We start from the raw sequence: 26,707 nt of genomic DNA, 5'->3' as shown, positions 1-26,707 counted from the left end.
GCGTAATCCAGGATACGGATAGTGATATTTTTATATGATTGACCTCAGCCCGAGCGTAGCGAGGAGTCTCCTACTGTAGTAGCCTATGTCGATGGGAATACTTTTGCTACACTCACGAAGACTGAGTCAAATAAAGCGACTTTAGGGATTCAATTTAGATTTATTAACGGCTTCTTCTGGAAATACCTGTTTTTTAAGTGTCTGGTAGTCGCCATCGCTTTCCACTTTTTCATTATAGAAATTATTCACAATGTTTAGTGCGTGCTCACCCACCATACCCGAAGCTTTAAGCCCATGAAAATCAGAGCTTGTTGAAAATCCAAGAAATTTGGAGTGTCCTTTTTTCCAAGCTTCATCAATACTCAAAAGTCTCTGTAAGCTAAGCATACGACTTGTACCGAAATAACTACCACCTTTGATGATAGCGTCACTAGAGCGATTGGTTATTTCTATATGAGCTTGATTAATAATATTATGTAAATTGCTTGCAGGAGTCAAACACTCTATTTGCTCTCTAAGTTTTTGTTCTAATGATGAGCAATAGTCGATTTTTGCTTGATTTCTTGATGGATGGAAAAAAATTAATGAATGTTCTTTTTCATCTTTTAATATCCCCTTGTATCTAATTATTAAAGAGATTGCCTGTTCCAGTCGCTTTCTCTTATCTTCGAGCGCTTTTTCACTTAATTGGTCGCTTTGCATGGGAGGCTGCTCGCCGTTTGAAGTAGAATTAAGAGAATCACGATCTGAGAGCTCTTCTTTTTGTTGGTCATTTTGCGGTAACAACGGTACATCTTGTTTCGTTCCTTGCGGAATGGCTTGTTCCGTTCTCTCACTAGGCGAGATAGATGATTGATGTATTACTTCGATTGTTTCGACAGCGACAGGGGTAATTTCTTCTGGAGAAGAACGTATATCTGACTGCTCTTCTTTTTGTTGGGACTTACTGTTTGTAATACTAATTTGCTCTAATAATGATATAGTGTGTTCCCTTTTTTGCTGAATGGATTTTTCAATATTATTAATAGTCTGGACAGTTTGTTGATGTTCTTTTGAGGATCCACTCATCTCAATCTCTTGTCTAATACTCTGTATTTCTTGTTCCTTGTTTTCAAGCAATTGAATCAACTCTTGAAGTTTCTGAGCATCTGAAGGCTTTTGTAGAGTATCTATTTGCATGACAATGACTTCAATATTTTTTATTCTCTTAAGCAGTGCCGTTAAGTTTTTTAACACTGTTGCTTGCTTCATAATCGATTCAAAGTTTGTGGTTAGCATATCAAGCTTGGATTGCTCGCTCTTAATCGCCCCCTCAGCAGAGGTTGCTTTACCTTTCTGCATGACTGCATTCATATCGAGTGTTCGTTTAGCATGCTGTTCTTTAAGCTTGGAAAAAATGTCCTCATTAAACAGCAGATCCAAATTCCGCTCAAACTCAACAAATGATTGGAGCGAAGAATTTGAACTGGAAAGTAAATTCAGATAATCGCCTTGCATGCGGGTCAAATCGCGCTGTTTTGCAGGGACCTCTTCATTTGTTGATTCTACTAAAGACTGCGCTTGGAGCATTAGTTGTTGTTGATTTCGAATGGGCTCTAACTTTTCTATAAATGCATGCAAACGTATAATCACATTCTTAGAAACAGTCGTAAATTGGTCAACGTCTTCAATGAGCCGATGTGTGTGCCTGGATCCTCTCCGTATTGAATACTCTTGATTCATTGCACGTTTCTGGCGAATAACTTCTGTCTTGATATCTTTTTCCTCTAAGGACAAGGCACGAATGAGATCATTGAGGAAATCCAAATAGTCCTTATTGTATTTTGAGGCATCAGGCGACATGAATAACTTAATCTTATCTTCCTTTGATTTAATGAATTTATTCAGATCTTCATTAAACTCTATTTCAGCGAGCTCCTTAATTTGCTCCAGGAGCATTGGCTTCCTGGAGATTTTTGTTGGATTAGTATAAATTGCCCGCAGCTGTTGAGTTTTCATATAAATTTTGACGAATTAGAAACATTATGGGCATATTATAGCCAATCAAAATTAAGGAATACTTAAAGAAATAAGCGATTAGCTTATTGAGCCACATAAAATTTAGATCTATCGTGTTTGATACATTCGATAACAGCCTCTTTGATATGACATAAAATGAGTATCTGTTGTGGCAATGGAGTCAATTAAACCATGTAGCGCAATTAAAGTAAGTCATAATCCGGGATTAAAATAAATCCCTGTCGGCTACCTATAAAAGCATGTAATCAGCGTTGGGTGAATGAAAATACCTGACCAGACGTTTGGAAACGATATATTGTAAGGATAAAGGTTAAATCAACAAATAAATGATTGGGCCAATAAAATAAAGAGAGTCGGTCGATAAGCCGGGTTCTGTCGCGGACAATCATTCATCTGGGACATGTGTCACCACATGCCTCAAGCAACCTACCCGAGTCCCGTGCGGGTCACACGTAATGACCTTTCAGTCAAATGGACTCCTATTTGGTCTTGCTCCGAGTGGGGTTTTCCCTGCCACGCCTGTTACCAGCCGCGCGGTGCGCTCTTACCGCACCATTTCACCCTTACCTCAAAGAGGCGGTATATTTTCTGTGGCACTTTCCGTAGGTTCACACCTCCCAGGAATTACCTGGCACTCTACCCTCGGGAGCCCGGACTTTCCTCCCTTTGCAAAGCAAAGAGCGATTGCCTGACCAACTCTGATATCAATAGTAGCAGAGTGCCTAGCTAAAGACCACTATATTAGTAAATTTAATAAGAAAAAAACAATAGAAACAGGTTGTTTTAATCACTTAGAAATCACGAGTTCCAATAAATTCGTCATCGAAATAACGCTTTAATTTAGTACGCAAGGTACCACGGCTTACGCCAAGAACACGTGCAGCTTTTGATTGATTATAACGAGTTAATTCCATAACCGTGCGGAATAAAGGCGCTTCAACTTCTTCAACAATTAATTGATACAAATTCAAGTTAGCATCTTTATTACTGACACTGGTTAAATAACCTTTAACAGCATGAATTACTTGATGTGACAGTGCTTCGCTGCTTTGCACCATTGTATCTGTGCTCATTTAAGTCTCCTAGTACAAATAAATTAAACAAAATTATGCCCAGTACTTACACTCACCGAACACTATGGCCTATATAGTATCAAACATCTCAAAGAGTGTAAATATTGTTTTAATGATATTCATTTCTTAAGGAAATATTAAGTAAAAAAAATTTTACCACTTTACATGTAAAGTGGACAAGGCGAATTTATTAATTAATTCATCCCTCTTTATCAATTTTTATCAAGTGTCAGATATTAATAAGAAATTTTGCACATTTTATTTCCTTCACAAAAAAAATCAGCAACACCTATTTATTTTAAAAATATTCTTAATAAACTGATTCAATTAATTTTTTTTTAAGGACAAATATGACCAAAAAACACACAGGTGACCTGCATTGTCATTTAAATGGAAGTTTTAGTTTGAAGTTTTTAAAAAAAATAGCCAAAAAACACAATTGCCTCGAGCTCTACAATGCGTTGATAAACATACGGACTGAATACCTCCTCAATACAAACCAACAGCCAGAAAATGGCTATAGCAAAGAGTTAATCGACATTATTTGGAAACAATTTGGCCTGATCCACAAAATAATCCAAGATCTTGATGATATTTCTGAGGGAGTCGTGGATGTAGTGCAATGCTCCGAAGCGAAATATCTTGAAATAAGAACAACCCCCAAAGAAATGGGAAATGAATCGCGTGATAAATATATCCATGCTTTTGTCTCTGGCCTATTGCAAGCGCGTGAAAAAATACCGAATAAAAAAGCGGTGGGATTATTAAGTTTAGATAGAACCTTACACACTTTGGCAGATGCAAATGACTTTATCGAACACATATTAAAAAGCCCTAATAATCTTTTAGTCGGTTTGGATATTTCTGGAAACCCCGTAGCCAAAAGAACGCTTGCAGGGGACGAGTTAGCTCAAGTGATTCTATTGGCTTTAAAAAATGGTATCGCCATTGCTATTCATACAGGTGAGTCTGATAGTGAACAAGAACGAAAGGACACAGACGCAATCTTAACTGCTTTAGAGGAATGGAAATTACAACAACCAGGGCAAGACAAAAATCCCCTACATGGTAAAGTACGGTTAGGTCATTGCATTTACCTAACTCAATTACAAAAAGAACGGATTAGCAAATTGGGACTTCCGATAGAGGTTTGTCCCAGCTGCCACAGCAAGTTGAATTGGCATCTTGAAAAAGAGCCTCATCCAGTGACCTCGATTTATCAAGATGTCAGTGATCCCATTGTATCCGGTACTGATGATGAATCGATTTTCGGAGCCTCAGCCAAAATGGAGTTGAATCGATTTTTAGGTTTTTTTTCAAATAAGCAACAATTAAGCCGAAAACAAATTAAAGAGCATCACGCGAGTTTCCGTTTTTCTGTATAATAATAGATGCATGCCATCTCGAATACAGTGAATGTTCTCTTATCATAATACATGCTACAGGATGGAGATACCTCGCTGAGCTCGGGATGGCGGGTTGTTTTATTGCCGCCAGAGGAATTATTCTAATCCACTGTAAAACTTTCCCCACATCCGCATTGACCTGTCTGATTCGGGTTATTGAAAACAAATTTATAATTTAATCCCTGTTTTACATAATCAACACTCATATTTTGTAGAAAGGGATAACTGGACTTATCAATGCATACAACATAATTTTCAGTCAAAGCAAGTTTCAAATCGGTATCTTGAGGAGCTAGGACATAATCCACGACATAAGATAAACCAGAACAACCCGTTTTTTTTACTGATAAGCGAATTCCCGTATATTCAGGGTTTTTCTGCAAATAAGACACTACATGTTTTATCGCTGCGTCAGTAAAACTGATTTCAGGTACAGCACTTTCTACATGATGCATGACGACACTCATTTTATATTACCTCTCAATTCGATTTATCTTTTATTAAAAGCAATGCTTCTTTAAAAACATCCATAATTCTTAATGCGATAGGGTACTGAGCAACAGGGATATCCAATTCTTTAACAATGAGCTGATAATCAATTTGCGGGACAGTATATGGAGTATGCCCTTCCAGCTGCCTGCATAACCATTCCAAACTTGCAACAATATAAGGGTTACCATTCGTTCTAAAGCAAGCTCGTACAATTGTACCATCTGAATTACACTGAATGTAAAGCTCAATAAGCCCTTGACCTTTTTGCTTGTTTTTAACACCGATTGTAAAACGCTCACTTAAATCAATAACGCCCACATGTCGGGGTGAAAAAAAACACTCCTGTACTTTTTTATTATATATCATGATGGCGACATTTCGCGCAATCGAGTTACTTGCGTACAAATAACATGAATCGCGTGCTCCACTTCTTCTTCCTTGGTAAAACGACCTAGGGATAATCTTATCGTACTTTGTGCTAAATCATCGCTTAGCCCTATTTCTCTCAATACATAGGAGGGTTGAATACTGGCAGAACTGCAGGCTGATGTAGTGGATACTGCTAATTCATTCAAGGCTAACAATAGGGAATCCCCATCTAAACCAGCAAAACTGAAATTCAGATTACCTGCAATCCGTTTTTGTTCGTCTCCATTGAGCTGAATACCCGGCAAATGTTTAATCCCCTCCCATAAGTGCTGGCGATATTTTAAAAATCGTAATTGCTCCTCTTCTCGCACCCGTTCAGCTAACTCGAAGGCCTCCCCCATACCCACAATTTGATGAGTAGCCAAGGTTCCCGAACGTAACCCACCTTCATGTCCACCCCCAAAACTTTGTGGTTGGAGACGAATTCGGGGTTTGTGTCTGACATAAAGGGCGCCAACCCCTTTCGGACCGTAATTTTTATGTGCCGAAAGTGCCATTAAATCAACAGAAAGACGCGTCAAATCGATCGGAATTTTTCCTGCGCTTTGTGCTGCATCCACATGAAACAGGATTCCTTTATTACGTAATAAAGCACCAATGGACTCAATATCCTGAATCACACCAATTTCATTGTTTACATGCATGATGGAAACCAAAATAGTATCGGGTCTTAATACTTGAGCCAATTGTTCCAGGTCGAGTAATCCATTGGGTTTAGGATGAAGGTAAGTTACCTCGAATCCATCTTTTTCCAACCGGTTAAAACTATCGAGCACCGCTTTATGCTCTGTACTCATAGTAACTACATGCTTCCCTTTATTCTTGTAAAAATGTGCTGCGCCGATTATTGCCAAATTATTTGCTTCGGTGGCTCCCGAGGTAAATACTATATCTTGTGCCGATGCATGAATTGAATTGGCAACTTGTGCACGAGCGTGATCTACAGCAAGAGCTGCAATTCTTCCATATTCATGGGTTATAGAAGAAGGATTACCAAAATCCCCTTCCGGCCCTAGATAATGGATCATGCGCTCCACAACACGCGGATCAACAGGCGTTGTTGCCATATAATCAAAATAGATTGGTATTTTAATTATCCCGTTCACTTAATCCTCTTTTCCTAGCCCATTCTAATGATTTTTGTACCTGACTTAACATTCCTCGTAACAGATTAACTTCCATTTTTTCTAAGTTTACACGATTAAATAAACGTCGTACCCGCTGCATTAATCGTCGTGGATTTGAAGTTTTTAAAAATTGAATCTCAATAAAAACTTCCCTTAGATGTTCGTAAAATTGCTCGATTTCATCTGCTGTAGCATACTCATCCTGCCGCAATGCCACTTCGGCCTTAGGTGCTAATAATTTCATTCGCAATTCATAAGCAATAATCTGCACAGCCTGGGCTAAATTGAGAGAGCTGTACTCGGGATTGCTTGGAATATTAATGTGATAATGACATTTTAGCAGTTCTTCGTTGGTAAGACCTGCATGCTCTCTTCCAAATACAATCGCAATTTGAGTATTGTCCGCGTGTTGACTAATTAAGTCCGCACAAGAAGCGGGGACTAACCCGGGTAAGGAAATACCTCTTGGCCGTGCACTGGTTCCCAGAATAAGCTGGCATCCAATCAAGGCTTCGTCCAAAGTTTCAGTAACAATGGCATGCTCTAATAGATCATCGGCACCAGCCGCCATTTCTTTTGCCTTATAATCAGGAAAAGATTTTGGCTGTACTAAATACAGTGAACTTAATCCCATTGTTTTCATTGCCCTGGCTGTTGAGCCTATGTTACCTGGATGAGATGTTGCTACTAAAATGATACGGATAGAACTTAAATTCATAAAAACTTTTTATTCAGACATTAAGAGCACTCTATAATATCATTGAACACCCTTTTTTACGATTTTTGCTTTTTTCATATTTCACTCTCTTTGTTCAAAAAAAATATGTTAGAATCACCGGTTTTGTAGATTAAAGAGTATATTCATGGAACCACTTTTAAATATAGCAGTTAACGCAGCACGACAGGCCGGTGAAATTATTATTCGACATATGGAGCAAGTGGATCGTCTTAAAATTACCGCTAAAAATAACCATGAATATTTTAGTGAAGTAGACATCAAAGCCGAACAAGCAATTATCCATACAATCCATAAGGCCTATCCAGAGCATGGTATTCTTGCTGAAGAAAGTGGCTTACAGGAAGGAGATGGAGAATCAATCTGGATTATTGATCCTCTCGATGGTACATCCAATTATCTACACGGCTTTCCATTCTTTTCCGTTTCTATAGCAGTGAAAGTGAAAGGAAGGATAGAACATGGGGTTATATACGATCCATTAAGACATGAGTGTTTCGCTGCAAGCCGAGGTCGCGGAGCACGATTGAATGATCGTAGAATACGTGTTTCCAAACAGACACAACTTATAGCTTCACTTCTAGGAACCGGCTTCCCATCGCGCGATATCAGTATTGCACAAAAATACTTACCTACTTTCGAAGCTTTATTGGGTAAATGTGCTGGGATTAGAAGAACTGGCTCAGCAGCGCTTGATTTGGCCTATGTCGCAAGTGGGCGACTTGATGGTTTTTGGGAATTAGGCTTGCGTCCTTGGGATATTGCGGCAGGATCATTATTAATTAGAGAAGCAGGTGGATTGATTAGTGATTTGCAAGGAGGCGATGATTTTCTCAAGCACGGGGATATTGTTGCCGGAACTCCTAAAGTATTTAAATCATTATTACAAACAATTTCACCTGTTTTGAAATAAGAACAATTATTGTGAACCCTATCCCCTCTCTTCGAACGAGTTAGGGGGATTCTCTTTTCAGGACTCCAGCCCGGATCACACGACGCTAATCCGGGCTACAAAAAATCCAAACTACAAATTTATTGAAACCCTTGTTTGGCTCCGAAACTTAAAGGAAGCTCGTCAGCCAATGCAGTTCCCAGATTTCTGGTTACGCGATCAAACAGATTTTGCTTATGAGTATAGTCAATAACATCAGGAATTTTAATCACGTCACGAGCCAACTGTCCGCTGCTCGCAAAACCATCAATTAACCCCATAGTTAAAGCTTGTTCACCAGTCCAAAAAAGGCCAGAAAATGTCTCATCATCAATATGTAAACGACTTCCCCGCCCTTCTTTTACTCTATTAATAAATTGTTGATGAACCTGATCCAGCATCACTTGCAATTTTTGTTTCGCAAAATCGGTTTCAGGAGAGAAAGGATCCAAAAATGACTTATTGACACCTGATGTTTGTAATCTACGAGAAATACCAATTTTATTGATCAGATCAACAAAACCAAAACCATTATACAAAACCCCAATAGACCCCACCATGCTTGCAGGGCTTGCATAAATCATATCCGTTGCAACAGCAACATAATATGCAGCAGACGCACACGCATCCACACACACTGAATATATTTTTATATCCGGATATTTTTTTTGATAAAACTTGATCATGTTATACATGTACTCAGCCTGAACCGGACTGCCTCCAGGGCTATTGATGCGAATAATTAATGCCTTTAACCCTGAATTTTTATAAGCTGAATCCAATCCCTTAGCGAAATCATCTGCATTGGCTTTCGCCTCAGCCATTTCACCGGTTATATCGATTACACCGACATGATCTTTGACATTGAGGCCTGAGTCTTCATTAGTACTTAATGACACGCGATAGACAATAAATAAAATAATTAACAAATAAATAACACGCATTATCCATTTCCATCTGCGTTTCCTCTTTGCCTCTTTCATGTAATCAATGATAATTTGGTTCAGCAAAGCTTGCGAATCCGGAGTAGAATTAGAAGGATGGTCATTTGTCATAATGAGTCACTTGAAATAATTAAATTAAACCTCATTTTACGGTAGATACAAGAAAATTGTAAGTATTCGTCACATTTTGAATACTGTGGGAAAAAGCTGTATTTGAGAGCGGTTTGGACACTCTCAACCAAGAAAAATACGCGGTGCTCATTCGTATCAAGGTATTTTTTTTGAACTCAGATCGCTCACGATGAAACGTGGTGAACATTTGCAGAAAATTAACACCTACTAAAAGGTTATATATTATGAGAATGGATAAACTAACATCAAAGTTTCAAATAGCCTTAGCAGATGCCCAATCAATGGCTCTGGGAAGAGATAATGGCTTTATAGAACCAGAACATCTCATGAAGGCTCTTCTCGATCAGCAAGGAGGGAGTTGCAGGCCCTTGCTCAGTAAAGCCGGAGTTAATATTCCTCTATTAAGAACACTTTTAGATCAAGCATTGGATAAACTTCCTAAAGTATCTGGAACTGGTGGTGATATCCACATTTCCAATGGATTAAACCGGTTATTAAATCTTACGGATAAGCTAGCCCAACAAAAGAAAGACAATTTTATCTCCAGTGAACTTTTTGTGTTAGCAGCAATTAGCGAAGAAGGTAGTCTCTGTCGGATCATGAAACAAGCTGGTGGCGAAGTGAAAGCCATCGAAAGCGCAATCAAAGAACTACGAGGTGGTGAAACGATTAACGATCCTAACGCCGAGGAGCAACGTCAAGCTTTAGAAAAATATACGCTTGACTTAACCGCTCGTGCGGAACAAGGTAAATTAGATCCTGTAATTGGTCGTGATGATGAAATTCGTAGAACCATCCAAGTGTTGCAAAGACGCACTAAAAACAATCCGGTTTTAATCGGTGAACCCGGTGTAGGAAAAACCGCGATTGTTGAAGGATTGGCTCAGCGCATCATTAATGGCGAGGTGCCTGAAGGTTTAAAGAACAAACGCTTACTCTCTCTCGATATGGGCGCCTTAATCGCTGGAGCAAAATATCGCGGTGAATTCGAAGAACGGCTTAAAGCTGTTCTTAATGATTTAGCCAAACAAGAAGGTCAGATTATTCTCTTTATCGATGAAATTCATACCATGGTTGGCGCAGGAAAAGCTGAGGGCGCAATGGATGCAGGCAACATGTTGAAACCCGCTTTAGCACGCGGCGAACTTCATTGCATCGGTGCAACCACCTTGGATGAATATCGTCAATACATCGAAAAAGATGCTGCTTTAGAACGACGCTTCCAGAAGGTTTTGGTTGATGAGCCCAGTGTTGAGGACACAATTGCCATTCTTCGGGGTCTAAAAGAGCGTTATGAAGTACATCATGGAGTTGAAATTACTGATCCAGCGATTGTCGCAGCGGCTACTTTATCTCATCGTTATATTACCGACAGACAATTACCGGATAAAGCGATTGATTTAATCGATGAAGCAGGAAGTTTGATTCGTATGGAAATCGATTCAAAACCAGAAAGTATGGATAAATTGGAGCGACGTTTGATTCAACTGAAAATTGAACGTGAAGCCCTCAAAAAAGAACATGATGAAGCATCTAAAAAGCGGCTTGAAGATTTGCAACATACCATTGACGAGTTGGAACATAACTATTCTGATTTGGAGGAAGTATGGAAAGCTGAAAAAGCAACGATGCAAGGAGCCACCCAAATTAAAGAATCACTGGAGCAAGCAAAACTTGAAATGGAAACTGCACGCCGAGCTGGGGATCTGAGTCGTATGTCTGAGTTACAATATGGACGTATTCCAGAACTTGAAAAGCGCTTAGCCCAAGTAGCTGAAGTAGAATCTCATGAGAATAAATTAGTACGTAACAAAGTGACAGAAGATGAGGTTGCCGAAGTCGTTTCTAAATGGACAGGTATCCCTGTTGCCAAAATGATGGAGGGCGAAAAAGAAAAATTACTGCGGATGGAGGAAGTATTGCATAATCGTCTTATAGGCCAAAATGAGGCCATAGATGCTGTCTCCAATGCGATTCGCCGTTCACGTGCTGGTTTATCCGATCCTAATCGCCCCATCGGTTCATTTTTATTCCTTGGCCCAACTGGTGTAGGTAAAACAGAACTATGTAAGGCATTGGCTTCGTTCCTCTTTGATACAGAAGAAGCCATGGTACGAATTGACATGTCGGAATTTATGGAAAAACATTCTGTTGCTCGTCTGATTGGAGCACCACCAGGATACGTAGGTTATGAAGAAGGAGGATATTTAACGGAGGCAGTTCGTCGTAGACCTTATTCTGTGATATTACTTGATGAAGTAGAAAAGGCACATGCCGATGTGTTCAATATACTGTTACAAGTCATGGACGATGGTCGTTTGACAGATGGCCAAGGGCGTACCGTAGATTTCCGCAATACCATTATTGTCATGACCTCAAATCTTGGATCCAACCTCATCCAAGAAATGGGTAATAAATTCAAATACGAACAAATTAAAGATGCAGTAATGGAAATGGTTCGACAGCATTTTCGTCCTGAATTTATTAATCGTATAGATGATACTGTGGTCTTTCATTCACTTGAAAAAGAGCAAATTGCAAAAATTGCTGCAATTCAAATTGCCTATTTGCAAAAACGCCTGAAGCATCAAGATATTCATCTTGATGTAACTCAAGAAGCTTTAACGCATTTAGCAGAAGCAGGTTTTGATCCGGTATATGGTGCAAGACCTTTAAAACGTACCATTCAGCAACAAATGGAAAATCCTTTGGCTCAAGATATATTGACAGGGAAATTTAAAGCAGGTGAAACGATTAAAGTAACCTATAAGGATGGCGAGATGCAGTTTAAGAGCCACTAGTTGCAAGGATTTGTCTCTCAAAGTACTTTTGGGAGATAAATCATTTTTCATTGGCCAGTCTCTAAATTTTTACCCCCCTCTTGGATCTATGGATGGGGGACATTTCCTTTTTCTTTACGGTTTTTGTATTGTTCCTGGATCGTGGCATACTTAGATTTTAAATGCTTCGGTATACTCGTTGAGTAGCTTCCAGCACGATCAGCAAAACTTTGCTGCTCTTTATTGATCAGAGCAAGTTTTCTATTTTTTTCTTGATGCATTGTAGCGAGTACTTCCCTATTATCTTCTTGCTGGTCCATTTTTTCATTAAGATTAGCTAACTCTTTGGACCAGTAAAATGTAGCTCTTAATTTATTAGGGGAATTATCTTCATCCCATATTTTTCTGAGGGTTGCAAAATTGCCGAAAGGACTAGCATGCTCAAGAAGTTGGTTGTACTTTTTGAGATAAGACCTGGGAAAGTCGCCTTGAATGATCTTATCGTGCAATTGTAAATTGCTAATCACTAAAAAATATCCCTCATAATTATGTTTTTTTCTTAGACTAATCGCTATGTCAATCCAGTGACAAAAACGCTTAATTTGAGTGTCTTCCTCAGCTTCATTTATCTCTCTTTTAATACAGGACTCTATGTACTCCCTACCCTCAAAAAATGTTTTAAGCTCAGGGCTCGCTTTCACTCTCTTAGCAAAACCGTCTGGGTTTGCAAAACTGTTTAATGAGATTCTGCTGTAATCAGCTCTTAACTGCTCATCAATCAGTGTGGCATCGATTTGTACTAATTGGTGGTACTTTTTAAGATAGGATTTAAACATTTTATTTTCAGTTAATTGATTCTCTCTATCCATTTCGATTAAAGTGTCACGCACCAAAAAATATCCTTCATAATTATGCATTTTCCTCAAGATAAGCGCTGTATCTACCCATCGGCGAAAAGAATTAATTTGGGAGCTCGGAGATGAGTGCTTACTTATATCCTCGCTAATGAAATAGGCTAAGATGTTTCGAACGTCTAAATGGTCCATATCATTTGCGCTTGCAATTCTTTCCCTTAATTTAGCATTAATGAGTTTGGCATGAGCATGAGCGAACCGAGATTCAATGTAATCACAGAGGACATTGCCGTCTTTATCGCGCTTTATTTTTTTTATATTTTCTTTTTTAGCAATCATCTCATCCCATTTAAAAGGCGCATTAGGTTGAGTTAAAAAACGTTGCTTCATTAGTAAATCATTAAAAAAAGAATTCTTGGGTGTTGCAATTATTTTAGACATAGTGGTGCGCCCATAAAAAAGTGCTCGATTTTAAGTCTTTTTGTTCATTACAACAAGATAAAAGCTTTTTTTATATAGTTTACTTATTTTCTGTACTTTTTAGTTAATAAATGACGTATAACAAGCAAATCGAATAGGAGGTCTTTCTATCATAACTCCCCTATACGCTGTAATCGCGCCACCAACCTCTTTTTCACACCAGGCCATTCCTCAGCAAGAATACTAAATAACGCCGTATCCGTAATGTGACCATTATGATGGATCATGTGCTGGCGCAGAATACCTTCCTTCTTCGCACCTAATTTTTTTAAGGTATTATAGTTTTTGACGTTACATGGATCTGTTGCAATTTGGACTCGATTCATATTCCATGCTTCAAAAGCATTCTGAAATAATAATAACAAAGATTCATGATTATATCGCTTACCCCACGCTGATGGGGTAAGCCAACCGTAGCCAACTTCCAACTTTTTATGCTGTGCCTCTATCTCATAGTAGGCACGGCTTCCAATTAATGCATTATCTTTGATTCGCCTTATTACATAGGTGAATTGTATGCCTTGAATCTGCTTCATCAAACAGTCTTGAAACCAGGATTCATAAAACTCACCATTCGCTTTATTGGGCATATAAGTCCAAATGCGCGGATCATTTGCTGGGGAACGCAAAAATTCATAATGCGTTATGGCAAGGGGCTCCATTTGAATTGAAGCACCAACAATTATTCCGGGCACAAGTGTACTGACTTTTGTGTTATTATTAGGCATAATCAATCGGCCAGACATTATTGTTCCTCATATCAAATCATGATCAATAAATTATTTCATCAAATTAAACAACTATTTCAAGTACCGGCAGATAAAATTATTTCTAGTCCATATCGGATTATTGGAATTGATGACCATTATCAAAATACCCAGAAAGTTTATGTTACAGTCCAAGTAACAGGTAAAGCAGAAACATTTGATAAGCCTGTGAGTGAATTGTATCAAAAAACTTGGCTGGACAATTTTTCGCATGAAGATGTTGCACATATTGCAGCTTTATATACTGCAGAACAAACCAATAATCTCGATTTAATCAAAAAATTTCCAAAGCAAAGTGCAGCAAACAAATCCAGTGTCATCAGTGTAGGAATATTGTTTACAACTTTTTTAATCTTATCGAATTTAGCTGCTTTTAAAATCGCAGCTTTTGGTTCCATCAGTTTTGCTGCCGGTTTAGTTTTTTTCCCGTTAACTTATGTGTTTGATGACATTTTAACCGAAGTATACGGATTCAAAGTGAGCAGACGAATTATTTGGATGGCATTACTCGCGAATACGATTGTATTTTTAGGTACCTGGCTTACCATCTATTTGACCCCATCCCCCTACTGGCCACACCAAGAAGCATATGCGACTATATACCATGGTACTTTAAGGGTTTTCTTAGCTTCAATCATCAGTTATTTTTTTGGTGAATTTACCAATTCAATAATTTTGGCCAAACTGAAAGTGCTAACTTCTGGAGAGCGGCTTTGGCTTCGTGCCATTACAAGTACCGTGATTGGCGTTGGTATTGATACACTCATTTTTACTCATATTGCCTTTTTATACATAATACCTTACGCTGGAATTTGGCAAATCATCGGCACGATGTATTTATTCAAAGTTTTGTATGAAGTATGTGCATTACCGATTACGTATCACGTTTCAAACTATTTAAAAAGAAAAGATAATATCGATCATTATGATTTGAAAACCAATTTCAACCCGTTCTCATTAGAGCTTTGAAAATGGATACAGCAATAAACGACTCATCTAAAAATAGTCCCGTTATTATTCATTCAAGTTATTTATGGTATTTAACCTTAACCTATACCATGATCATCGTCTTGGCTAATTGGTTTGATCCACGTCTAATTCGTATTTGGGGGTTAACGACAGATGCTGGAACCTTAATCTTCCCATTGTCGTTTTTACTTTCTGATCTGATCACCGAGGTATATGGTTATAAATACGCACGACGTACTATTTGGTGTGGATTTATATTTAATGTGTTTTTCATTTTATACGGCCAAATCGTAATCCATATGCCCAACCCTAATTTTGCAACAAATAATGCTCTTTTTGATACACTATTAGCCACTAACTTCAGAATTATCTTGGCCTCTTTCATCAGTTACCTTCTTTCTGAATCGCTTAATTCATACCTTATCGCCAAAACCAAGATTAGAGTTCGAGGAAAATATATGGCCAGTCGATTTTTTCTATCCTCATTTTTGGCATCAGGTTTAGATAGTATGATTTTTACAATGATTGCATTTTATAAATCAATACCTGATTCCGTGTTGATAACCATGATGGTAACCATGTGGTTTATTAAAGTATTCATGGAATTGTGTGGACTTCCTCTGTCTGTAAATTTGGTTAATAAACTAAAAAGAATCGAAGAAATCGATATTTATGATAAAAAAACAAAATTTAATTTATTTCGTTTCGATCTTGATTATGTAGAACAAGAAAATGAGTTTTTAAAAAGAAGAATACTCGTGTCTAAGCCTTTTTTTAAGGCTAAGGCCTCGTCAAATTATAATAGGTAGTCTGAACGAGTAACAAAATTCGAGAGCGTTGCTCTTAAAGAGCTTTTTCAAACTACCTTATAATAAATTAATAGGTGAAGACTATTTCGGTGCTCTCTTTTTGGGAAATTTTGGGCAAAGTCAATTCTTTTTCCGCTCTTGTAATAGCGCCCCTCATCTTATCTTTACCTCCAAAAAACTCATAATCTAATACATCATTCGAAATAGCAGGTTCTGTTTCAAGATACTCTCTAAGAAACTTCACTCCATCACGCATATCCTCAACAGTCAACTCATCAACAGATTTCTCCAATCCTAAAGCCTGTTGCATGGTAAATAACAAGTCTGAGTCAAGCAATTTGGGCTGTTGCAGTAATAAAACATAGCCACCAAAAAGCATAAAGCTGCAAGTAAAATTATGGCATTCTTTCATTTTTGTTTGGAACGTACTGTGATCCGTAGCTTCTAAATTGTCTTGGATGAAAGGGGTATAAAATAATTTGAATATTATGTTTCTTGCTCTCTCTGATTTGACATGCTTCATGATACTTTCAAGAATAGCTACATCATTTAAAAGTCTAAATTCATTAAAATCTTTATAATCCTTTGCGATAGCCTTACACCATTTTTCTATATCCTTTTCAACCTCCTTACGTTCTTCTTCGATTTGTAGTGCTAGAGATTGAACAAAATGGATTGCTTTAAATCGGCGCAAGCATGCTTCACCACGTTTGGTCTGTTCTTTGATCATGTCCCCTAAATACTGTTTAAAATTTTCATCTTTTGCAAAATGGGGGTATTTCATAAACTGAGGAACTTTATCTTTATTTTCCATGAGCATATTGTCGCGGAACGTTTCCAAGGCCTCTACTGCAGTAACCGCATCAAGAATTTTTAAGTCTTCTTCTCTAAATCTCTTTTTAACGACCTCTATCTCTTTAAAATGCAAGGCTTTCCTTATTGCTAAGAATAACCGACAACTGGTTACTTCACATTTGCCAAAGATAGTCCAGGACGCGTAACTATTAAAATCATCATATTCTTTAATTAAGCGAAAATAGCGATGAAGCAATGCACCCAGCAAAAATAAGGCACCCTGTTCAATTTGTTTCTCATTTTCCTTGGGAATTTGACGGAGCTCATTAATTAATAAATTGAATACCTCAACTTGTGACTCTCTATCCGTTTTACATGTTATTACATCATTTGTTCTGGCGATTAGTACCTCAAGACAAGAATTTGATCCGCCACTATTCGCACCATCCATAATGTTGTATCTTTCCAATAAAAGAGAGTATTTAGGTTTCAAGTTTAGCGTACTGATTTTAAATGTTTCAAATGCTGGTGGGGTAAAAGTCATACATCCTCCTTAATACACATTCTTTCCTCAAGAATCCATGATTCCTCTACAAAACTGATACAACAACGAAGAATTTCTGTCCCATAAAAAATATTTTGCCTCATGAATGTCTTTTTGAATTGTTGCTCCTAATTGCTTGTTTAGATCAGAATATGTTTTTTCTTCGCGCCGCTCATATACAAAAGTGCAATAATAACTGAGATCGCTCAAACATGAGTCATAAAAATCCCTATCTATCTCCTCAATGGAATGAACTCCTAAATGACTTTGAAATAATTCAATTAAAGAATGATGAAGATAATTACTAACCGAGGAATTATATTGAAACCACTTTACCAAATATATTCCGATAATAACCTTTATTCTAAATTCATTGAAATCATCTAGGGTTAACTGTGGATCTTTTTTAACGAGTTTAACATATGGGATTAATTCATATGTTTCATCTAAACTGTCAGCCAGCATGCTTATTGTAGCTGCATCATTCATGTCAGCGTGACTAGGAATGAGTAATGAAAAAAATCCTAAACACCCCACATGTTGTCCATAAGTTCTTGCTAAACACGCTGCTATTTGTTTTGCATTTTGCTGAAATTCGGCAAACTTTGTCATTGCGTCCCTCCTGCAAATAGTGACCCGCAATAACTGCAACGCGTCATTTGTCCTAAAATGTAAACGCCTTCATTTTTTATAGCAACCTATAAAAAATATTGCAACTATTAATTTAACTATTTGAACATAAAAAGAATTGAAAGTTTTTTTTCTAATTTTTTATGTCCAGTGCGTTCGAGGATAATTCAGTCCTCCATCATCCCGAGTGCAATGAGGGATCTCCACGCAGCAGCACAGTGTTTACTGTGGGAACTCCCTCATTACACTCGGGTCGATACCCAAATTAGGCTGCAGTACTCCAGGCCACAATGCACCAGACAACCAAAGCACCACACCAATTTATCTTGAAAACCGTTCATCAATTGCATTAATTAATCCTTGATGGATCCCATTAAAGCCCCGATTACTCATAACTAAAACAGCATCCCCCTCTTGCACGATGTTCGTTACCTCATTAATTATTTCATCGTGGCTTTTACATATCTTATAAGGGCAGGTCCAATTACTCAGCGTTTCATACAGATTAAAATCATGTGGCTCTAAAACATAGGCACCGTGAACAGGTTTCAATGCATGTGCCATTTCATCAGCATGAACACCAGTACGCATGGTATACGATGCAAATTCTAATACTGCAAATATGCGTTGATGTCGGTTACTTCGTTTTAAAGCATCAACTGTTCGCATAATCGCCGTAGGATGATGCGCAAAATCATCATAAACAGTGATGCCATGCTTATTCGAGCGCACCTCCAAACGACGTTTTACGGGAGTAAAACGTTCTAACGCCTCAGCAGCGATTTTGGGACTGACTCCTGCATTGACACTTGCTGCAAGAGCGGCCAAACCGTTTTCCACATTAAAACGACCTATTAAAGGCCATCTAACCTCCGCCACCTCTTCCCCCTGATGCAACACTTTAAATGCTGAGCCGTTCTCTTCGATCAATTGTGCTGACCATTGAGCGTTGCCATCCAAAGCAAGATCTTCAACTCGTGAATATTGACCACGAGCCATGACCTCATTCAAAGCTTTATCATCTCGGGGTTTAATTGCAACGCCACTCGCCGGGATTGTTCGTAACAGATAATGAAATTGTAATTGGATTGCCGCTAAATCAGGATAAATGTCGGCATGGTCGAATTCGAGATTATTTAAAATAGCAATTCTGGGCCGATAATGCATAAACTTGGGACGTTTATCAAAAAAAGCACTATCGTATTCATCTGCTTCAATTACAAACCATTTGCCTGAGCCAAGACATGCGCTCGTTTTAAAATCGGATGATACCCCACCGATTAAAAAACCAGGATTAAGACCTGCTTGATGAAGAATCCAGGCTATCATTGAAGTGGTCGTCGTTTTCCCATGGGTACCAGAAACGGCTATAACTTGATATCTGGGTAAAATATTTTCAGCAAGCCATTGTGGTCCAGAAGTATAGGGTTTCCCTGATTCAATAACTGCTTCAAGTACAGGCATACCTCTCTTTATTGCATTACCTACAATAATCAAATCTGCTTGCAAAGCTAGGGTAGTATCATCGTAGCCTTCAGTCCAGGCTATTCCTTTTGCTGCAAGCAAATCACTTACTGGAGGATAACAGTTTGCATCACATCCAGTAACCTTATATCCGGCATCTCGTGCCAGTAAAGCAAGAGCGCTCATAAAAGTTCCGCTTATACCTAAAATATGTATGTGCATGATAATCCTAATCTCATTGTAAAAAAGAAACTGTTAAAATATTAACCGCAATTAAACCGAATGCGGCTAATACCGACTGAATCGCTGTTGTGCTTAATGCGAGTTTATAAATATGTGCTGTAATAACAAATTGCCAAACCGACAAGCCGAGACTTAAGAACAAATAGACAATACCCATAAATAAAAATAAAGGATTTCTTAAATGAATTAGCGATAAATAAGGTGTAAGGATCAATAAAGGAATAACCAATATATGGATGATGATATTGATACAATATAATGAGGTAACTGTTTGTATGAGTCGTGAAGTCAATCCTTTAAAATACAAAATGAAATAAGTATAGATAATATAAGAAATGACTAGGCATATAGAAATAAATAGATTGTTTACCATATCCTCAGAAGAGTTAAAATAAGAGTAATTCCATTCGAGCGTCATCAGTAATGCCAACAAAACACCACTCAAAATCATTCGAGTAATAGAGTAAGGCGTATTTTCTGGGCTATCTTTCAATAAGCAAATATCCCAATAACGATCAAATATAAGATGTAACATTTAATTCTTCTTCGTAGGATTAGCGCAGCGTAATTCGGGGCTTTGCATAGAAACCTGGATTACACTGCGCTAATCCGGGCTAAGTTTTCTCAGCTCTGCTCTTCCTTTTTTACTAATTTTTTTACAATATTAAGTTGTTGCACAACAGGCTCATTCCATGGCCCTGAAATTTTATAACTGTATCCAGAAATTTTTTGCATCCCTTGATTAATAATTTTATTCGCTACCCAAGCAGCAACACCGGCTACAGGACCACCCGCAATAGTCGCCACAACAGGCAAACTTGCGGTAATGTGTGGCGAAATTTTCAAATTCAGATCATAAGTATGTTTGACCAAATCAAGATCTCCTTTCATGCCTGCATAAGCGACAGGACCATCAAGATAGCTGTCTTGTGTCCCCATAATTCCTTTATCCACAACGAAAGTTCCCTGAAAAATATCAAAACTATATCCCTGATGAGCTAAATCACTGAAATCCAGCTGCAAGCGTCGCGGTATAGTCTGCAAGCTGAGGATACTTAATAATTTACCCAAATCTAATTTTTCTTCGGTCTCCTTGCTTAAATGAGTAATTCTTCCATTTTTAAGTTGTAGATACATGGTTCCTTTAAGAGACGCAAGAGAAAATTGATCCACACTATTTTTCCAACCACCATGAAACTCCATATATCCTTTTTTGGCATGCACAGCAGGTGTTACATTCCAACGTTCTAACGTTTTAGCTAAATTAGTAATATTCAGTTTTATATCAAGATTAGTCTGATTTAAATTCTCTTTTTGAGTCCATTCGCCCTGAGCATTAAGCTGATATACCGGAGAATTGATTTGACAATAGTTCATTTTCCATTTTTCAGCTGTCGATTGGCTTTTTAAGGTTAAATCACCAATTTGCACTTTCCCCACGGATAAATTGTCAATGCGTAAATTGAGGTTTGGTATTTGATTCGGATGAAATTCGGTTGCTTCAGCACGATCATCACCTGCAGTATCAATTTTATCCAAGTGTAAATAACGAACATGGCCGCTTAATTCATTTGCAGGTGGATGATAAATTAAATCCGCTGCAATATTTTTTTGTTGTAAATTAAAAGACCAATCTTTATTGGGTAATATTTTTGCTTTAACAACCATTGTATTAAATTGTTGTTTCAAAAAACCGAATTTCTCTATAGTTACATTGATAATTCGCAAATTAGATAAGATAGAGCTGTTGGTTTTTTCTGAAGAAAATTGATTGTATATTTCTTTCCATTCTTCTAAATCAAATCCTGGTAAATTACCGACAACAGAAAGTCCAGGTAAATTCTGATTTACAGCATTTTCACTGCCTAATCGCAATTGCCCAGAATCAAATTCATAACCTTCCTTGGAATTTTTAAACAACAAATCAGAACTTAAACGTTTGTCGTAATGACCGCGAACACGAATTACTTTTTTCGCCTTGAGTTCAAGGTTTAACTCTAAGGGTGCTTTTGCATTTGATTTTTTACCCAAAGGTGCGGGTAAGTTAACATCGAGTCCCTCCAAAGAACTGGTAAAACTAATGCTATCCGCCTCTGTAGGTTTATCACTTAACTTTAATAAAGCATTCGCATCGAAGGAACCAGCCACTAGATCGAATAAGGGCAATTTAAATTGACTCTTCAATGAGTCAACAGAGCACTTTCCATTAATAGCAATCGTTGTCGCGGGATTTGGCAATTTAACTGATTGTATTTTGATATTCATTGGGTGCCCCAAGATATCAGCGAACAAGTAACTATCCGTTACTCCAGTTTCATTAAACATCAAATGACCCGCTAAATTTCGTACAGCAAATTGAGCTAACTCATAATTGACCATTATCGTATTTTTTTTAAATGTTACATTCCCCTTAGCAAGTACCTCATCATTTTCTGGATATAACGGAACGAGTACACTTAAATTAAGTAAGGCTGAACCTTTAATCGAAAGCATTTTTAAAAGAGATAACTTGTGCTTCAGTGGGGAAGCTAAAACATAATTCATCATTTTTTGTACTGATGAATCAATTGTGCCATTTACCAATAAGTTTTCTTTATTCTTACCTATATCAGCAATGCGTAGGTGCATATCTTTTGTAGGTACCCCCTGAAAATTAGCATGAACTATATCAATATCTAGGTTACGATTTTTTAAATGAATATATCCATCAATCTCTTTTACAACCTTCCATTGGGAATTAATTGCAATCTCCCCTCCGCTCGCATAGCTCTCTATGACGAATTCGCCTGTGTTGTCATCAAAGGGAAAATCTTTTGCTAAACCATTAACTCTCACTTTTCCACTAGCATTTGCGATGCGTTTCACATCATTTTTGAGCCAGAGATACAATTTAGGTTTCATGTGTTTTTTAGGTAGAAACACGGTCCATTGCTGCCAATTTTTGCCAGCAAACTCTGCACCAAAACGAATATGCCCCACAGAATGGCGAGTCACTTGATCGACGGCGCCTTGCATACTTAATGTCAACTCAGGTTGGTTAATTACAAATCGCTCCATACTAATTCGTAAGCCATCACTTAATTCCTTCCAGTCAAGGGCGCCATTGAGTATGGTTAATGTTTGCTCAGGATATCCCCTCACTTTAATCGATGTGTTTTCGGAATCAAGCTCTAGACGTCCTTGGTCAGGTTGCCAATTAATCACTCCAGAAAGATTTCTAACTTGGGGAATACTGTCTTTGGCATCCCATCCTATCTGCTCAAAGCGTGTTAGAAAATAATTCATTGAATAGTCATTGATGGAAAACATGCTTTTGCTTTTTTGCATTGTATTAATGTTATTTGGATTTACAGCCTGAGCAGTTAAGGATTCTGATTGTGAGTGCTCATTTGCAACCGTACTAAAAAATGGAATAGGAGGAATAACTGAAACATTATCATTTAATGTTATAAGAACCTGAGTATCTTTTAAGACTCCCTGTGGTTTCATGTCCAATAAACTCTGGATGCTTTTCGGCCAGTTAATGGCATTGGACAACAAGGATTCAATAATGAGTGATTTTACATAAAATAGGTAACTTTGTTGTTCCCTATTGTATTTAACTAATAATTGATTCTCAGGCCAAGCCACGCCACCAATACGTAATTTGATTGGATCAATATGCAGCTGCCAACCCGCCGTATCAGGTTTCCAGGAAAGATTAGCAAAGAATGATTGAATAAGCTGGCTTTGTTGATTATTCAAAAGCCGCCAAGCAAGTCGCTTAAAGGATACCTGTGCTTGTACTGAAGACACTGCACCATGATGCACATCAAGCCATAAATTAATATTGCCCTTACCGCCCTCTAAATGTTGTGTGGCTTTCGGAAATAGACTTTGCCACTGTGCAGGTACTATATTTTTGGCAGAAAAATAAAACTGTCCTTCAATATCCTCAACGTGCTCAGGGTCGAAGTATCCATCACCCAAGAGTTGAAAATCAGTGCTGCTTGTTTGTTCAAGTCGTGCCTCACCCTTGAACTTATAATGTCCACTACTATTTGCTACTGATATGTTTAAACCATTAACAGGAATCAATCCCCCGTCACTAAAATGAAAATAAGCTGAAACGCGTCTGATAATTAAATGTTCTTGCTGGGATAGCCAGATCAAAATTTGTTTGGTTTTCTCTGGAGTCATATCACTGCTATTGATTGAGTCTGTAGTAACACCATCGATAGACCAATGATGATCTATTTCTCTCAAATTGAGATGCATATCATCAATATAGAGAACCCCCGGCTGTATCTGCCAACTCCATAATGATTTAAATAAGTTAATGCCCACTAGCAATTTATTGATACGAAAATTATGTGAGGAATCGTCACCCAAAGTGACCTGATTCAATTTAAGCACGGGCTGGAACCAATACCAACCTGTTTCCATTGTTTGAATGGTTACAGGTTGTCCTATTAAAATGGATAAATGATGCTCTACATCACTTTTATATTCTTTTGCCCAAGGGGTTAAAGAGCGGAATATGCTGGATAATACAGCCATAAAAATGATGAAGACAGCTATAGAAATCCAAATTCTTTTAAGTACTTTGTTCACGCTACGTGTTCGATTACTCATTGATGTTTTTACTATACCATTGCTTTTGCGCATACTCATCATTTTCTTTTTGCTCAATGCGCTGTAATTTAATCTGTTCGCTCTTATTGACCCGCTCTACCAAGTGACTCACTCCTTCTTCAGAAATTTTCGCTTGTTTATAATTCAGTTCAGCCTTAGCGCGAACTTTTCCTAAATAAGCCAAATGCGCATTCAATTGTATTAAAGCTGTATCCAAATGGCTAATAAAATCGATGCGATTCCGTAATCGAGCAATCACCGTTCCTTGTTCACCAATTTTCTCAACTTGCTTTAAGTAATCCTGTCGATAATTCACTAGTTGTTCATGTTTCATTTTATTTTGTTTAAATTGTTCTTGAGCTTTTAAAAGATCCTGGTACGCAGCATGAGTTGCGTCCTTTTTAATTTGTAGAAGTTGTTTTAAACGCTCTAGTCGCTGACTCATCCTTTAACTCCAAAAGATGAGGCTAAATGGGATAACATCTCGATACTTTCCTTGAAATCAAACCGCTCATTCATGCCTTGTTCCATGTATTCTCGAATTTTATCTCTAGCTTGAATGGCCTTATCAAGATTTGGATCACTTCCTTTGGTATAAGCACCCAGCAAAATGAAATCTTTATTCTTTTCATAAAGTGATAAGTTCTTTTTGAATAATAACATATCAGCAATCTGTTGCTCAGATACTATAGTTTGCATTACTCGACTAATAGAAGCCTCCAAATCAATAGCAGGATATTGTCCTTCTTCAGCAATAGATCGACTTAAAACGATATGCCCATCCAAAATAGCGCGCGCGGCATCCGCAATAGGATCTTGTAAGTCGTCACCTTCAGTTAACACGGTATAAAATGCTGTAATCGAACCACTTCCTGGTTCTCCATTACCTGCACGCTCAACGAGCTTGGGTAATTGGGCAAATACTGAGGGTGGATAACCTTTGGTTGCCGGTGCTTCACCTATTGAGAGAGCAATCTCCCTTTGTGCTTGCGCAAAACGAGTTAAAGAATCCATGAGGAGTAAGACGTGTTTGCCTTGATCACGAAAATACTCCGCAATGCTTGTAGCGACTTTTGCACCATGTAATCGCATCAGAGGACTTTCATCTGCTGGTGCGGCTACAACAACTGCGCGTTTTAAGCCTTCAGAACCTAAATTTACTTCAATAAATTCTTTGACTTCTCTACCTCGCTCACCAATCAATCCAACAACGATTACATCTGCTTTGGTAAAACGAGTCATCATCCCTAACAATACAGATTTTCCTACTCCCGAGCCGGCAAATAACCCTATTCGCTGACCACGACCTACCGTAAGTAATCCATTAATTGCACGTATGCCCACATCTAAAGGGGTATCAATAACCGCTCTTTTTAAAGGATTAATGGCGGGGCTGATTAAAGGATACGTTTCATTTAACTCAAGATGAGGGCCGCCATCTATAAGTACTCCCGAACCATTGACAACCCGTCCTAATAGTTGATTTCCTACCTCAACTTGAGCAACACGTCCAGTTGGCGTAATAATCATACCTGGAGCAAGACCCTGGATAGCACCTATGGACATCAAATAAACACGATCATTTCCAAAGCCAACTACTTCCGCCTCAATACTATGTGATTCATCGATAGTAATAAAACAACGTGCGCCAACAGGCTGATTAAAACCATTGGCCTCTAGGGTGAGCCCTACAGCCCGACTTATTCGACCACAATGCAATAATCCCAGTTGCTCTTTTTCGCGAATTTCTGGCAGTATTTTAACCAAACGAGACTCGTAAATTTTCATCGATCAATCCTGATCTATATTAGGTGCAATCGGCTTATCTTCAGTTATATATTTGGCAAATAAGGTCGTTAAACGAGTATGTATCCGACCATCTAATTCGCTATAATCGCCCTTTAGATAAAAATCACCTCGACTTAATCCGGGATCTGCTACTAAAATTTCATGTAATCCGTCGATGTCCTTTTCACCAAACTCATTTTGAACCCACTTCACATCTTCAGGATGCATGGCAAGTACTTTGTAGGCTTTTACGGAGGGTAATTCGGATTTGATGTTATGGAGCAAGTTTTTTAATTGATCAGGATGTTCAGATAATTCAACTCCAATACAATACTGGCTTAACCAAATTACTGTTTGAATTATTTCTTGTGTTACTTGTTCATCGATCAGTTTTACCGGATTTTTTAATATATCAAACCAACGCACAAACTGTTTTCTCTTCTCATCGATTTCAGCCTGCGCCCGTTGCATTCCCTCGGCATAACCTTTTTCGATAGCTTCATTTTTTAATCGTTCACATTCTGCGAGAAAACGCTCTTCCTCATTGACTTCTACCTTCGCTTCATTATTGAGAATTGATTCATATTCCCAAGCACTAAACCCTTGATTACTCCCTTTTTTCTTTAAGAAGGGTTCAAATTCATCTGACATATACTTATCATCCTGAAATCATACAATAAA

At 38.0% G+C, this 26,707-nt stretch carries 22 protein-coding genes and 1 other RNA gene; 5 read left to right on the top strand and 18 right to left on the bottom strand.

Annotation, left to right across the window (positions count from 1 at the left end):
• Positions 1–141: 141 nt before the first annotated feature.
• The 3 genes from OQJ13_RS15705 to OQJ13_RS15695 all read right to left on the bottom strand — a co-directional run bounded on the left by OQJ13_RS15705 (position 142) and on the right by OQJ13_RS15695 (position 3,092).
• A complete protein-coding gene (locus tag OQJ13_RS15705; RefSeq protein WP_265711786.1) occupies positions 142–1,938 on the bottom strand; it encodes a hypothetical protein in 1,797 nt (598 codons plus the stop codon).
• Between the two features lie 426 nt (positions 1,939–2,364).
• Positions 2,365–2,719, bottom strand: an RNA gene (rnpB, locus tag OQJ13_RS15700) — RNase P RNA component class A.
• Between the two features lie 91 nt (positions 2,720–2,810).
• Positions 2,811–3,092, bottom strand: a complete 282-nt coding sequence (locus OQJ13_RS15695) for a helix-turn-helix domain-containing protein (RefSeq protein WP_028381835.1) — start codon at positions 3,090–3,092, stop codon at positions 2,811–2,813.
• A gap of 350 nt (positions 3,093–3,442) precedes the next feature.
• Here OQJ13_RS15695 and OQJ13_RS15690 point away from each other — a divergent pair, with 350 nt between their 5' ends.
• Positions 3,443–4,477, top strand: coding sequence for a hypothetical protein (locus OQJ13_RS15690; protein WP_265711785.1), 1,035 nt, complete (start codon positions 3,443–3,445; stop codon positions 4,475–4,477).
• Between the two features lie 122 nt (positions 4,478–4,599).
• Here the strand turns inward: OQJ13_RS15690 and OQJ13_RS15685 are convergent, their stop codons facing one another.
• The 4 genes from OQJ13_RS15685 to trmJ are packed head-to-tail and all read right to left on the bottom strand — an operon-like array spanning position 4,600 to position 7,264.
• Positions 4,600–4,965, bottom strand: coding sequence for a HesB/IscA family protein (locus OQJ13_RS15685; RefSeq protein WP_265711784.1), 366 nt, complete (start codon positions 4,963–4,965; stop codon positions 4,600–4,602).
• Positions 4,966–4,978: 13 nt separating this feature from the next.
• Positions 4,979–5,356 (bottom strand): iron-sulfur cluster assembly scaffold protein, encoded by a 378-nt coding sequence (locus OQJ13_RS15680; RefSeq protein ID WP_265711783.1) that lies wholly within the window; start codon positions 5,354–5,356, stop codon positions 4,979–4,981.
• Positions 5,353–6,525, bottom strand: coding sequence for an IscS subfamily cysteine desulfurase (locus tag OQJ13_RS15675; protein WP_416209917.1), 1,173 nt, complete (start codon positions 6,523–6,525; stop codon positions 5,353–5,355). Before OQJ13_RS15675 ends, OQJ13_RS15680 begins: the two co-directional genes overlap by 4 nt.
• Positions 6,509–7,264, bottom strand: a complete 756-nt coding sequence (trmJ, locus tag OQJ13_RS15670; RefSeq protein ID WP_028381840.1) for a tRNA (cytosine(32)/uridine(32)-2'-O)-methyltransferase TrmJ — start codon at positions 7,262–7,264, stop codon at positions 6,509–6,511. Before trmJ ends, OQJ13_RS15675 begins: the two co-directional genes overlap by 17 nt.
• Positions 7,265–7,409: 145 nt before the next feature.
• Between trmJ and OQJ13_RS15665 the strand changes: the two genes are divergently transcribed.
• Positions 7,410–8,195 (top strand): inositol monophosphatase family protein, encoded by a 786-nt coding sequence (locus tag OQJ13_RS15665; protein ID WP_265711782.1) that lies wholly within the window; start codon positions 7,410–7,412, stop codon positions 8,193–8,195.
• Between the two features lie 119 nt (positions 8,196–8,314).
• On the opposite strand, the gene OQJ13_RS15660 is transcribed toward OQJ13_RS15665, so the two are convergent.
• Positions 8,315–9,268 (bottom strand): S49 family peptidase, encoded by a 954-nt coding sequence (locus OQJ13_RS15660; RefSeq protein WP_265711781.1) that lies wholly within the window; start codon positions 9,266–9,268, stop codon positions 8,315–8,317.
• Positions 9,269–9,513: 245 nt separating this feature from the next.
• Here OQJ13_RS15660 and clpB point away from each other — a divergent pair, with 245 nt between their 5' ends.
• Complete coding sequence (clpB, locus tag OQJ13_RS15655; protein ID WP_265711780.1) at positions 9,514–12,090, top strand: ATP-dependent chaperone ClpB; 2,577 nt, start codon at positions 9,514–9,516, stop codon at positions 12,088–12,090.
• Positions 12,091–12,176: 86 nt separating this feature from the next.
• Here clpB and OQJ13_RS15650 read toward each other — a convergent pair whose 3' ends face one another.
• Both OQJ13_RS15650 and OQJ13_RS15645 read right to left on the bottom strand, forming a co-directional pair.
• Entirely contained in the window at positions 12,177–13,364 is a 1,188-nt protein-coding gene (locus OQJ13_RS15650) for a RasGEF domain-containing protein (RefSeq protein ID WP_265711779.1), read from the bottom strand.
• Positions 13,365–13,513: 149 nt separating this feature from the next.
• Entirely contained in the window at positions 13,514–14,149 is a 636-nt protein-coding gene (locus OQJ13_RS15645) for a GNAT family N-acetyltransferase (RefSeq protein ID WP_265711778.1), read from the bottom strand.
• Between the two features lie 21 nt (positions 14,150–14,170).
• Here OQJ13_RS15645 and OQJ13_RS15640 point away from each other — a divergent pair, with 21 nt between their 5' ends.
• The gene (locus OQJ13_RS15640) at positions 14,171–15,139 is read left to right on the top strand and encodes a queuosine precursor transporter (protein ID WP_265711777.1); all 969 of its coding nucleotides are present in this window, start codon (positions 14,171–14,173) and stop codon (positions 15,137–15,139) included.
• A 2-nt stretch (positions 15,140–15,141) separates the two neighbouring features.
• Complete coding sequence (locus OQJ13_RS15635) at positions 15,142–15,948, top strand: queuosine precursor transporter (protein WP_265711775.1); 807 nt, start codon at positions 15,142–15,144, stop codon at positions 15,946–15,948.
• Between the two features lie 67 nt (positions 15,949–16,015).
• Here the strand turns inward: OQJ13_RS15635 and OQJ13_RS15630 are convergent, their stop codons facing one another.
• From OQJ13_RS15630 to OQJ13_RS15595, 8 genes are all read right to left on the bottom strand, one after another.
• Positions 16,016–17,287, bottom strand: coding sequence for a hypothetical protein (locus OQJ13_RS15630; RefSeq protein ID WP_265711774.1), 1,272 nt, complete (start codon positions 17,285–17,287; stop codon positions 16,016–16,018).
• 27 nt (positions 17,288–17,314) lie between these two features.
• Positions 17,315–17,899 carry a hypothetical protein gene (locus tag OQJ13_RS15625; protein ID WP_265711773.1) on the bottom strand — a complete coding sequence of 195 codons (585 nt, stop codon included), beginning with the start codon at positions 17,897–17,899 and terminating at the stop codon, positions 17,315–17,317.
• A 339-nt stretch (positions 17,900–18,238) separates the two neighbouring features.
• Entirely contained in the window at positions 18,239–19,603 is a 1,365-nt protein-coding gene (gene mpl, locus OQJ13_RS15620; RefSeq protein WP_265711771.1) for a UDP-N-acetylmuramate:L-alanyl-gamma-D-glutamyl-meso-diaminopimelate ligase, read from the bottom strand.
• A 13-nt stretch (positions 19,604–19,616) separates the two neighbouring features.
• Positions 19,617–20,159, bottom strand: a complete 543-nt coding sequence (locus tag OQJ13_RS15615; RefSeq protein ID WP_265711770.1) for a hypothetical protein — start codon at positions 20,157–20,159, stop codon at positions 19,617–19,619.
• An 89-nt stretch (positions 20,160–20,248) separates the two neighbouring features.
• Positions 20,249–24,271, bottom strand: coding sequence for a YhdP family protein (locus tag OQJ13_RS15610; RefSeq protein WP_265711769.1), 4,023 nt, complete (start codon positions 24,269–24,271; stop codon positions 20,249–20,251).
• Complete coding sequence (gene fliJ, locus OQJ13_RS15605; protein ID WP_028381852.1) at positions 24,231–24,683, bottom strand: flagellar export protein FliJ; 453 nt, start codon at positions 24,681–24,683, stop codon at positions 24,231–24,233. Before fliJ ends, OQJ13_RS15610 begins: the two co-directional genes overlap by 41 nt.
• On the bottom strand, positions 24,680–26,026 hold the full coding sequence (fliI, locus tag OQJ13_RS15600; RefSeq protein ID WP_265711768.1) for a flagellar protein export ATPase FliI: 1,347 nt from the start codon (positions 26,024–26,026) through the stop codon (positions 24,680–24,682). Before fliI ends, fliJ begins: the two co-directional genes overlap by 4 nt.
• Positions 26,027–26,029: 3 nt before the next feature.
• Positions 26,030–26,677, bottom strand: coding sequence for a flagellar assembly protein FliH (locus tag OQJ13_RS15595; protein ID WP_265711767.1), 648 nt, complete (start codon positions 26,675–26,677; stop codon positions 26,030–26,032).
• Between the last annotated feature and the right edge of the window lie 30 nt (positions 26,678–26,707).

Source organism: Legionella sp. PATHC035, assembly GCF_026191115.1.
Lineage (GTDB): Bacteria > Pseudomonadota > Gammaproteobacteria > Legionellales > Legionellaceae > Legionella.
Note: the sequence above shows the minus strand (reverse complement) of the source record. Positions and strands in the feature narration are given on the sequence as shown.